At 69.4% G+C, this 11,467-nt stretch carries 7 protein-coding genes; 4 read left to right on the top strand and 3 right to left on the bottom strand.

Annotation, left to right across the window (positions count from 1 at the left end; genetic code table 11):
• Positions 1-32: 32 nt before the first annotated feature.
• Positions 33-329 (bottom strand): phosphopantetheine-binding protein, encoded by a 297-nt coding sequence (locus AC07C1_RS01160; protein ID WP_478936079.1) that lies wholly within the window; start codon positions 327-329, stop codon positions 33-35.
• A 346-nt stretch (positions 330-675) separates the two neighbouring features.
• Between AC07C1_RS01160 and AC07C1_RS01155 the strand changes: the two genes are divergently transcribed.
• A complete protein-coding gene (locus tag AC07C1_RS01155) occupies positions 676-2,523 on the top strand; it encodes a RiPP maturation radical SAM C-methyltransferase (RefSeq protein WP_478936078.1) in 1,848 nt (615 codons plus the stop codon).
• Positions 2,524-2,570: 47 nt separating this feature from the next.
• Positions 2,571-3,857, top strand: coding sequence for an MFS transporter (locus AC07C1_RS01150; protein ID WP_478936077.1), 1,287 nt, complete (start codon positions 2,571-2,573; stop codon positions 3,855-3,857).
• 620 nt (positions 3,858-4,477) lie between these two features.
• Here the strand turns inward: AC07C1_RS01150 and AC07C1_RS01145 are convergent.
• Both AC07C1_RS01145 and AC07C1_RS01140 read right to left on the bottom strand, forming a co-directional pair.
• On the bottom strand, positions 4,478-7,906 hold the full coding sequence (locus AC07C1_RS01145) for a protein kinase domain-containing protein (protein ID WP_478936076.1): 3,429 nt from the start codon (positions 7,904-7,906) through the stop codon (positions 4,478-4,480).
• A gap of 40 nt (positions 7,907-7,946) precedes the next feature.
• A complete protein-coding gene (locus AC07C1_RS01140) occupies positions 7,947-8,837 on the bottom strand; it encodes a serine/threonine-protein kinase (protein WP_478936075.1) in 891 nt (296 codons plus the stop codon).
• Between the two features lie 324 nt (positions 8,838-9,161).
• Here AC07C1_RS01140 and AC07C1_RS01135 point away from each other — a divergent pair, with 324 nt between their 5' ends.
• Positions 9,162-10,394 (top strand): alpha/beta hydrolase, encoded by a 1,233-nt coding sequence (locus AC07C1_RS01135; protein WP_478936074.1) that lies wholly within the window; start codon positions 9,162-9,164, stop codon positions 10,392-10,394.
• Positions 10,395-10,430: 36 nt separating this feature from the next.
• On the top strand, positions 10,431-11,465 hold the full coding sequence (locus tag AC07C1_RS01130) for a trypsin-like peptidase domain-containing protein (protein WP_478936073.1): 1,035 nt from the start codon (positions 10,431-10,433) through the stop codon (positions 11,463-11,465).
• Positions 11,466-11,467 lie beyond the last annotated feature (2 nt).

Below are 11,467 nucleotides of genomic sequence, written 5' to 3'. Positions count from 1 at the left end.
GCGGCGCGAACCCCACGAAAGCCTGACGGTGCTCAGCCGGTGACGGTGCCCGAGTCGACGGATTCGCTCCTGGACTCGTCGATGACCGAAGCGAGTTCACGGACCGTCGAGTGCTCGAAGATGAGCGAGAGAGGGAACTCGACGCCCCACACGTCCCGCAACTTGTAAGTGACCAGCGTGGCAAACATGGAGTGGCCGCCGACGGCGAAAAAGTTGTCGTCCGGTCCGAAGTGATCGTGCTGCAGAACCTCGGACCAGATATCCGCCACGCGAGACTCGGTGGGCGTCGGCTCGTTCGTTTCGGCGTTCAGCAAGACGTTCTCCCCCATGAGTTGACCGGTGTCGAATCTCGACAGCAGGTGCTGACGGTCGGCATCGGAGGCACATCGTACGTCACGAAGTCGCAACGTGCGGGAACACACTAGCGAATTCGGCGGCCCGGGGACGAAGACCGGTTCGGACCCTCCTGCGGCACATCGGTTTTCGGCCAACTATCCTGCTTGTTAAGGGCCTTGACCCGAACGAGCCGGTGTGCATAGCCTCAAGCAGGCATTCGGCTGAACGGGGGAAGGGGCAACCGGTGGCTTGGTTTTAGCGTACCCGAATTCGGGCGACTTCCCCGCACCTCATCTGGAGCATCACTCGAGAGCCACCCCCCTTCCGAGAGGTTTCCCTGTGCTTCGCGTTGCTTTCGTCAACATGCCTTTCGCCGACTGGAACCGTCCGTCGTTTGCGCTGAGCCAACTCGCCGGCCTGATCGGCAAGGAATACACGGAACGGGCCACCGCCGAGGTGCACTACCTCAATGTCGACTTCGCCAAGTATTTCGGCGTCGACACCTACGAGGCGATATCCGGTGACATGACGCACCTCTACAGCGGAGTGGGAGAGTGGCTCTTCCGGCACATCGCCTTCCCGGACGAGCCCGACAACTCCGAGAGCTACTTCGGCCGGTTCTACCGCGAGCCCGCATGGGATTCCTTCCGGGAGGACCTCAAACAGCGGCGCGAGGGCATCGAAGCGTTCCTGGCCGGGCTCATCGACCGCTACGACCTTGCTTCCGCGGACGTCGTCGGACTCACCACGATGTTCGCGCAGACCGTGCCGGCCATCGCCCTCGCAAAGATGATCAAGGACCGGAACCCCGAGGCGGTGATCCTGCTCGGCGGGTCGAACGTCGAGACCACCATGGGTGCCGTCCTGGCGGCTGAAGTGCCGTGCCTGGACTACGTCTTCTCGGGGCCCAGCCTGGTGAGCTTCGGGCAGTTCCTCGACCACCTGCTGGCCGGCCGGAAGGCCGACATGCCCCAGATCCAGGGCGTCATCAGCCGCGCGAACTGCATGCTCCCGCAGGTCCGCATGGGCGTCGGCCGGGACCGGGACATCAATGACTACGTACCACTCGACTACGACGGCTTCGTCGCCGCCATGCGCAACGCCCAGGAGGTCGTGGCACAGGGGAAGCTCGAACCCACGCTGTTCTTCGAAACCTCGCGAGGCTGCTGGTGGGGTGCGCGCAGCCACTGCACGTTCTGCGGACTGAACGACGAGACCATAGGATTCCGGCAGATGGACCCCGACCTGGCGGTGCGCCAGTTCGAGTGGCTCTTCTCGTTCCACCCGGAGTTCAAGAACTACATGTGCACCGACTACATCCTGCCGCGCAACTACCCGACCGAGGTCTTCCCGAGGATCGACGCCCCGGACGACGCGTCCGTCTTCTACGAGATCAAGGTTCCGGTCAGCGTGCCCAACATGCAGGCGCTCGCCAAGGCCCGGGTGAACCGGGTGCAGGCAGGCATCGAGGCCGTCAACAGCCAGATGCTGAAGCAGCTGGGCAAGGGCACCACGGCCTTCCAGAGTCTGCAGTTCATGAAGCTCTGCCTGCAGTACGGGGTCCATCCGGAATGGAACCTGCTGGTCGGCGCCCCCCAGGAGCCCGAGGAGATGTACGCCAAATACGAGCGGGACTTCCCCGCCCTGGTGCACCTCACGCCGCCGACCGGAGCCTTCTTCATCCGCTTCGACCGGTTCAGCCCCTACTTCAACCAGCGGCTCGAGTACGGGCTCGAGCTACGCCCGATGGACTTCTACCCGCTGGTCTTTCCCTTCGAGCCTCAGCAACTGGATCAGCTGGCCTACTTCTTCTCCGACCACGGCCCCGCCCCGTACGCCATGACGGCGCTGAAGTGGTACCCCACCCTCCAGCGTGTGGTGGCCGACTGGCAGGCCCGCTGGGGTGGCGCCGAGCGCCCCCGGCTGGCGCTCGTGCAGGATGGTGAGAAGACCTTCGTCGAAGACACCCGCTTCGGCACGGCGCAGCGGATTCCCGTCGACGCGCACATGATGTCCCTGCTGCGGGCGCTGAACGCGCCCAGGCGTCCGGACCAGCTGACCGCGCCGGACGGGATGTCGGAAACCGAACTGAGCGAGATGCTGGACCTGCTGCAGCGCCACCGCATCCTGTTCGAGGAGGACGGGCGGTTCCTCAGCCTGGTCACGGGCGTGGAAGCCGCCGCATAGCCTGAGATCCGGTGTGAAGAGAAGTCCTGAGCACACATGGAGCGAGCGTGGCGGAAGTGAACAGCACGGGCGGGCCGGAGCGCGCCGTACCGAGGGCCGACGTCGCGTCATCGGCTCCGACACCGGTGGACGACGAGACCTGGCCCCACTTCGGCCGCCTCTGGCTGGCGAGCGCCGTCTCCGCACTGGGGGACGGCGTACGCAACGCGGCGTTACCCCTGCTGGCCTTCTCGTTCACCGACAACCCGGTGCTTTTGTCGCTGACCACCATCATGACCGCCCTCGGGATGATGATGGCGCCGATCGGCGGGGTGTGGGCGGACATCTTCGACCGGCGGGCCCTGCTCATCGCGATCGACGTGTGCCGGTTCGCCGTCGTCGGGCTGATCGCCCTCGGCGTCCTGACCGACACGCTCAGTCTCGTCTTCGTCTACGTCGCCGCGGCGGTGCTCGGCATGGGCGAGTCCGTCTTCCTGGTCACGGCCCAGGCCTTTCTGCCGAAGGTCGTGCCGGCAGAGCGGATGACTACGGCCAACGGCCGGCTGCACGCGGTGCAGGTGGTGCTGCGTGACAGCATCGGGCAGCCGCTGGGCGGTGTGCTGTTCGCCTTCACCGCTGCAGCCCCCTTCCTCCTCGACGGCGCCTCGTTCCTGCTCGGGGTGATGCTGCTGCTGTTCCCGTTCCTGCGGTCGCTGCGGACCGATCCGAGCGGGCCGCGGACCGGCTGGTGGCCGATGGTCCGCGAGGGCATCAGCTACCTGCGCGCGGACCCACTGCTGATCCGGCTGGCCCTGGTGCTCGGCACGCTGAACTTCTTCACCATGAGCCTCGGGGTCCTCATGGTCCTCTACGTCGTCAAGTGGCTGCACCTGCCGGAGAGCGCGTACGGCTTCTTCCTCGCCGCCAACGCGCTCGGCGGGGTCGTCGGCGGGCTGGGCAGCGACTGGGTGCGGCGGAGAATCGGCGTCCTCCCCGGCGCCGTGGCCGCCCTCGCCATCATGGGCGTCTCCTGCCTGCTCCTCGGCGGCACCCGCGTGTCCATCGTCGCCGCCGTCGCGTTCGGAGCCGTCGGATTCGGCATCGCCACCTGGCAGACACTGATCACCGCGTTCCGGCAGACCACCATCCCGACGGAGATCCTGGGCCGCGTGAACGGAGCGTTCCGTCTGCTGTCGGTGTGCGTCTCGCCGTTCGGCGCGATCACCGCCGGCGTCGTCGCCAAGTACACGCAGGTCAACGTCCCGATCCTGGTGTCGGGTGTCGGCATCCTCGCCCTCACTGCGATCAGTGGCGGGCCCCTGCTGCGCATGGGCGCGGCACAGCCGGCGGCCTGACGCTCCCGTCCTCGGCCAGCTCCCCACAGATGGCCTTCGCTGCCGCAAGGCCGACAGGACTCGTACTGGACCGACCGAGCGGATGCTCCCGGAGGGTGGCGCTGCCGGGTGAGCCGAGTGGACGTGCGGTCCACGTGTGCGCGCGGCGTCCACAGCTGCAGCGGATGGTCCACGGCCGGGCGCAGGGTGAGGACAGCCGTGCCCGACGGCGGCCCGTCAGGTCAGGCTCGACGGGACGATCCCGTAACGGCGCATCTTGCAGGTACATGGTGGCGCGGGAGATCCCGAGGTCCTGCGCGGTGCGCTGCACGTTGGAGTTGCGGTCCATCAACCCGCGCAGAATGGCGTCGTGCTGGGTCGGAGACGAGATGGAGCCCGATCAGGCGGGCTGCGAGCCTGACAACGGACGCAAAAGTTCGTCACTCAACGTAGCGGGCTCGGTGGCAGAGGAGCTGCCGACGGGTCACTCGGAGACATCACCACGGTCGGCCAGACCAGCCGTCCCGGTCCCTGAGACCGTCCTACCTTCTTGATCGGGCAGAGCGAGCACTCGTAGGGTTGGCTCACCCAGGAGTGTCGAGCGTGGCTTTAAGCCCGTCGCCCGCGTTCCTGGAAACCCCCTATGCATCCGGCCTCTCTCGCAGCACCCAGTCGGCTTCCGCGCGCCATTGCCGGGCGGCCTGCTCACCGCCCATCCGCCTTGCATTCTCCACCATCTCGTCGAGCAGGTCGCGGGCAGTCTGCTCCTGGCCCCACACGCGAAGGATCGAGGCCCGCAGCAGGCTGCTGCGGAGCCAACCCTCGAACGCCTCCTGGCTGGAGTGGCTGTTGACGAGCAGGCCGTAAGCCGCCCCGGACTGCCGTAGGGCCCGCTCCGCCAGGACGAGGCACCGGCACGCCCTCGCCGCGAAGGCCAACAGCGCACTGACCGAGGCACTGACCTCGGCGACCGCCCGGTGCGGATGGGCGTCCGCCAGCAGGCCGAGTGACGCTGCGGTGCACTCAAGTCTCTCCAACGCCTCGAAGGGATCGCCGGACCGGAGCACGTCCACAGCGTCTTTCAGCCCCCTCTTGGCTGCGGCCAGTCGTTGCGGGACATCGTCCGGTCGGGCGCCCAGCGTCGCCCGCAGCTCCGCGGCGACATCGGCGATCCGCGCCGACTCGGCGTCAGGATCGTTTCCCGCCTCGGCCGCGCCTAGCACTTCCTCGAATGCCGCGAGCGCGCCCGCGCCGTCGCCGGCGCCGAGCAGGGCAAGGCCCAGCACCCGCCACATCCTGACGGTGAGGCCCGCGGCATCCGTCCGGCCGGCCGCGGCGAGCCGGCCGTACGCGTCCACCGCGACGCGCGCCGACTCCGCCGCCCGTTCCGCGTTGCCGAGCAGCCGCAGCGTCTCGGCGAGCCGCCCGAAGACATCCGCGAGGTCGCTGTCGGTGAGGATCTCGGAAGCGGTCCACTCCGCCGTCCGGACGGCCGTCTCCGCCTCGGTCAGAGCGGCGGCGTCATACCTCCGGGCCATCATGAACACATTGGCCATGTTCCGTCGCGCGCCCAGCCAGGTCCTCGCCCTCCCGCGGTCCCATGGAGCGTCCAGGCGGGCGATCGCCGCCTCCGACGCCTTGTACGCCGCGGCCGGGCGGCCCTGGCGCCGGTAGACGATCCCCTGCTCCATGAGCAGCAGGGCGCGGAGCAGGTCGGTGTCTCCGTCGGCGCCGCACGCGGGATCGTCCAGGACAGCGAACCCCCGCGCGAGGGTCTCCTGGGCCTCGTCCAGCCGGTCGATCTCCCGGAACGTCTCCGCCAGCTTGCGCAGGCCCTCGGCCAGCGAGGTGCCCCATCTGGCAAGGCCCTCCAGCAGCACCAGACGGTCCCAGATCGCGATCGCCCGCTGTGCCGGTGCCACGGCGCGCAGAGGATCCTCGTGATTGCGGGCCAACGTCGCCTGATGTTCGTACGCCTGGGCCAGCCGCTCGCTCAGCTCCGCTCTGCCGTCGCGGAGCACGGCGGTCCTGAGCAGCACGGACGCCTCCCGGTAGGACGCCAGGGCCTCGACGTTGCGGTCCATGCCCTCCTCGCCCCGCCCACGGAGGAAGACGGCGTCCCCCAGCTCTCCGCACAACTGGTGCCAGCCGAAGTCGCGCACCAGCGGGGCGCACAGTTCCACGGCGCGCACCGCGTGGTCGCACTGCTCCGGGGAGCCTGCGGCTGCCGCCAGTGCCCGGTTGTGCCACAAGGTGGCCCGAGCGGCTTCCGCGGCCCGATGGGACGGGCCGGTGAACGCGGCGAGTCCGGCGTCCGCCTCCTCCCACAACGGCGCGGCGGCCGTCGACCGGCCGGTTCCCTCCAGGTACGCCGCCAGACCGGCAAGCGCCAGTGCCGCGTCCATCTCGTCGCCCGCCGAACGGAACGCGTCGAGGGCCGCCCGGTACAGCGCGGCGGAGTCCTCGCCGCCTCCGCCCAGTACCGCGGCGGCGTTGGCCTTGGTCATCCGGCTGTAGCCCAGCAAGGTGTTCGCCCGTACCGGATCGTCGACCAGCAGGGCCGCGGCGGCGGTCTGGTCGCACACCCGCAGCGACCCCTCGGGATCGCCTGCCTTGCGCAGTGCGATCGCAAGTGCGTTCAGGACCCCCGGCAGCCCAGGGCGGGACAGCTCGGGCGGCGCCGCCCTCAGCACGTCCCGCGCCTCCCGGAAGCCGTCGACGGCACCCTGAAAGTCCCCGAGTGCCTCCTGCACCTGGCCGATGTCATAGGCGCACCCGGCTCGCGCATCCAAGAGTTCGCCGGCGGACGGCGCGTCAGGGCCCAGCAGCACCGCCGCGGGCAGTCCCGCAAGGACACGGCGGGCCTCGCGCAGGGTCCTGAGGTCCTCCAGGAGGCGAGACCTGTTGTCGCCCCCGCGGCTCGGCCAGAACGCGACGGCATCCCTGAGGTCCAGTCCCGCGACCTGGTACGCCCAGTGCAGCCTGAGCCGGGGGTCCGGCCAGTTGCCCCCGCTCACCAGCTCCCGCCCGTACCACGCTGGGTCCGGCGCCTGGCCGCGCGGCGGCGGCTCGCACTCCAGGGCGCTTCCGGTCTCCTCGATCGCGACGGCGAGCAGGACATCGGCCGCCTGGGCCAATGACCGGGGGCGGGCTGACGGGTCGTACCGGAAGCAGGACCGCAGCAGTTCGATGATGCGCGGCGGAATGGGCAGGGCCTGCTCGCTGAGCTTCCCCAGCTCTGCGAATTCCAGAACCTCGGCCGCCCAGGGCCCAGAGATCCAGGTCCGTTCCCGCACCAGCATCTCCAGCAGGGTCAGTGCCCAGCTCCACAGGTCCGCGCCGACGGAGAGGGCCCGGCCCTGCTCCTGCTCCGGAGAGACGTATGCGGCGGTGAAGGACCCCTCGGTGGCGATGACGGGTTCGTCGCGGGAGGCCGCGTACTTGGCGAGGGTGATGTCACGCGCATGCTCAGCGATCCGGCGTTCGTCGCTGCCCTCCGGCAGGTCACCGACCAGGCCGTCCAGGTAGGCCTCCAGACGGATACTCTCCTCGGTATGGGGCCGGGGTACGGCGGCCAGCCCGAAGTCCGCGATTTTGGCGGCCTCTTGATCGTCGAAGAGGATGTTGGCCGGCTTGACATCGAGATGCAGCAGCCCGGCCGCATGGGCCGCGTCGAGTCCCCAGGCGGTCTGAACTCCTACGGTGAGCACACGACGCAGCGCTTGTGCCGGGCCTCCCTTGTAGAGCGCGCCGGATTGGATCCTGTCATGGAGGGAGCCGCCCGCTGCGTATTCGCTGAAGATCGCGGCACGGTCGCCGATGCTTCGGGTGAACCGGCATTCCAAGACGTGCGGGTGGGCCGGCAGCGCGATCCAGCGCTGGGCCTCGACCAGCAGCCGCCCCTGGTGCGCGGGGTCCTCCGAGTGCAGTCGCTTCACGGCGTACCGCTCGTCCGACCGCTCGGCCCGGACCAGAGCGACCCGTCCGTAACTGCCTGCCCCCAGGTCCTTCTCCATCGTGAACTCGCCGAGCAGCATCACCCCCGGCGCCCACTCCTGATTCTCCGTCACCCCTCCCCCTCCGGTCGTTCGCGCCGCCCTCGGGGCGGCCTCACACGGCTGCCCGCAGCGCCTCGCCGAGCCCCTCGGCCGTGCGCGGAGCGTCGTCGCAGCGCTCGTCGAGCGCCTGGTCCAGGACCTGGGCGAGCCGTTCCGGGATCCGGGCATCGCGCTCACGCACCGGGACGGCCCTGCTCCGCGGGGTGGGGCCGTCCGAGTCCCGTGGGGTACGCCCGCTGAGCACAAAGTACAGAGAGGCCGCACACGCCCACACGTCAACCGGAGGCTTGGCGTACTTGTACCGGACCACCTGCTCCATCGGCATGAACTGGATGGTGCCCGCGCACACCCCTGAGCGGGTCAGTCCGCTGAGCCCGGCCGTCTCGAACGCCTTGGCCAGCCCGAAGTCGGACAGCTTGGCGACGAAGGCGCCGTCCGGTCCCCGGCTCAGCAGGATGTTGTGCGGCTTGATGTCCCGATGCACCGTTCCCCGCGCGGTGTGGATGTGATGCACCGCCCCCAGCACGTCGAGGAAGAGCGGTACGGCCTCCGCGACGGGCAGCGGGCCGGCCGCCCTGACGCGGTCCCACAGCGAGCCGTCCTCGCACAACTCCATGACCAGGTAGGGAACTCCGGCCTCGTTGCCCACCTCCTCCACCCGCACCACATGCGGATGCCGCACCCCCTGGTGCACGGCGATCTCGCGCTCGAACTGCACGATCCACTCGTCGGCCGGCTCCGGCAGACCCGCGGTCATGTCCGGCCGAATGAGCTTCAGCGCCCGGCGGCGCCCGTCCCCGCTGTGCACCACGGCGTGGACGACGCCCATGCCGCCCCGGCCGAGCTCGCGCTCGATCACCCAGCCGCCGATCTCCGGACGCAGTGGTCCGCCCGTCGTCGCGTTTCCCATGGCCATCCCCCCGAGGCAGTCACGCTCTGCCATGGTGCCCCACTTTGTCCGCGGTGGCGGGTGCGCGTGGTGCGCGGTTGGAGCACGTGGGCACGACAGGCGCACAAGGGGGCGCACACGCGCCCCGTCGGCGGCCACGGGCATACACCCCCTGCCGTGGCCCGCGCGGGTCGTGCGCCGGCAGCGCCCCCGGCCCTTGCGCACCGGACTCCGGCGTGCCCTCGCACGCCCTATGATGCGCTGGCGGGGGCCATGGTGTCCCACGCAGCACGTCGAAGTCCTGTGGGGGGACAAGTGGAGGACTGGGGACCGCTCGTGCCCGCGGTCGCACAGGTATGGCCCAAAGCAGCCGAATTAATGGGCGAGGCGGAACTCGAGCGCCTGGAAGCGCGTGTTCTCGTGGCGCTGCGTGCGCTGGACACCGCACGGGACACCCCGGAGGCGAACGAGGCGATCGACGCGGCGGCACGCGAGGTGTCCGCGGCCTTCGAAGCCCGTGAGCCGCTCGGTGCCCTGCTGGCCACGGAGTTCAAAGACCTGGCCGAAGGCCGGGAACGGTTCGGCCCGGCGCCCGCGCCGCCGCACTGGATCCCCTGGCAGCGTTCCCTTCTCGTTCCCGTCCTGTACGCCACGGACCGGGCGCCCGAGGCGACCGTGCCGGACGAGGTCCGCTTCGGCACCGACAGCGGCCCTTTGACCTTCGGAGAACTGCGCGTCGCGATTCCCGACGACCACCGCATGGGCGCAGCGGAGAAACCCCGCCCATGGCGGCTGTGCTTCCGGTCCGACCCCGCCAAGGTGGCGACACTCGGCTCCGTGACGACCTCGACCGCGCAGGACTTCGCGCAGCTGGCTGGTAGGCGGTTCGCCGAGTGCGAGCCCCGGCACGCACTGCTGTTCGTCCACGGTTACAACGTGACCTTCCCCGAGGCCGCGATCCGCGCGGCCCAGATCGCCTACGACCTCAACTTCACCGGCGTACCCCTGCTGTACAGCTGGCCGTCGAAGGGCAGCGTGGGCGGCTATGTCGCGGACGAGAACTCCGTCAGCAGATCAGTTCCGCACTTCCAGCGGTTCCTGCGCCATGTGCTGACCGCGACGGGCGTCGACGAACTGCACATCATCGCGCACAGCATGGGCAACAGGGTGCTCATCGAGGCACTCGCCGATCTCGACACCAGGAGCCTCCCGCAGGGCTCAGGACGGCTCGGCCAGGTGATCTTCGCCGCTCCCGACGTCGACGCCGAGGTGTTCCGGCAGCGGCTGCCCCGGATCGTCCGCCAGGCGGGCGGCTGTACCCTGTACGCCTCGTCCACCGACCGGGCGCTCGCCGCCTCCCGGGCGCTGGCTGCCGCCCCGCGGGCCGGTCAGGCCGGGCCCGGGATCGTGGTGGCCGCCGGACTGGACACCGTCGATGCCACCGCCCTCGACACCGGGTTGATGGGCCACTCGTACATGGGCGACCACCGGTCCGTCCTCGCCGACGTGTACGGGCTGCTGGGGCAGGTCCGTCCGCCGTCCGAGCGCTTCGGGCTGGTGTCCGTGCCGCACGCGGACGGGTCCTACTGGTCCTTCCAACCGCAGAGGTGACCCTGCCGCACGGCATGGCCCGACAAGGTGAAACCGATGACGCATTTCCTGGACAGCCTTCCCTTCGACTGGAGCGCGCCCGGTGCTCGCGAACTACGCGACCTGCTCTCCTCCTCCTACGACGAACCGGCCGAGGCGAAGGCCATGGCCCGGCAGGCGGGGATCGCGACCCAATACGTGAAATGGCAGCAGACGAGCAGCGCGGTCTGGTTCGACCTCATCACCGCCGCACGCAACCAGAACAAGCTGAGATCGCTGCTCGCCCAGATCGACGAAGGACCGGATGCCGCCGTGGCGCAGCGCGTCCGCGAACTCGTCGCGGAACACCCGGTCGTCGAGGCTCCGCAACCCCAGCCCCCGCCGGGCGCGTGGAAGCACTTCACCGCCCCGGACACCCGGGAACGGCAGATCTTCGGCACCGCCACCTTCCAGGACGTGGCCTTCCTCCGAAGAGGTACGGAACAGGCCACAGGAGTCTGCCAGTTGCGGGTCACGGACCCGCAGGGGAACCGCTACCACGGCACCGCCTTCCGGGTGAGTCACGACCTGCTGCTGACCAACCATCACGTACTGCACACGCCCGACGGCAGACCCATGGCCCGCGTCGAGGCGTGGTTCGGATACGAACAGGATCTGGACGGGCGCGATCTGCACCACGTGACGGTGGCCTGCGATCCGGCCACCGTCACCGGTGACGCCACGGACGACTGGGCCGTGATCGCAGTGGCCGAGCCCATGCCCGAGGAGGCGGTCATCGTGCCTCTCGACGAACGGGCGACCGTGGAGGTGGGGGACCGGGTATGCATCATCCAGCACCCCAACGGCGGCGTGAAGAAGCTCGCCGCACGGCACAATGTCGTCCGCCACGTCGACGACCAGGTCGTGCAGTACTGGACCGACACCGACAAGGGTTCGTCGGGCTCGCCCGTTTTCGACGAGCGATGGCGACTCGTCGCACTACACCGCCGTTACACCTGGTCGGGCCGGTTGAGTGAGCAGGTGGAGTACCGCAACGAGGGCATCAGGATCGAGCGGGTCGTTGCGGGCATGGCGAACGTGGGGCTGAGGTGAGA

The sequence above is a fragment of the Streptomyces sp. NPDC045022 genome (assembly GCF_056432605.1).
Note: the sequence above shows the minus strand (reverse complement) of the source record. Positions and strands in the feature narration are given on the sequence as shown.

Excerpts from the sequence above, each read along its gene's own strand:
- AC07C1_RS01140 (WP_478936075.1), bottom strand. The coding sequence starts at position 8,837 with ATGGCAGAGCGTGACTGCCTCGGGGGGATGGCCATGGGAAACGCGACG.
- AC07C1_RS01160 (WP_478936079.1), bottom strand. The coding sequence starts at position 329 with ATGGGGGAGAACGTCTTGCTGAACGCCGAAACGAACGAGCCGACGCCC.
- AC07C1_RS01135 (WP_478936074.1), top strand. The coding sequence starts at position 9,162 with ATGGGCGAGGCGGAACTCGAGCGCCTGGAAGCGCGTGTTCTCGTGGCG.
- AC07C1_RS01130 (WP_478936073.1), top strand. The coding sequence starts at position 10,431 with ATGACGCATTTCCTGGACAGCCTTCCCTTCGACTGGAGCGCGCCCGGT.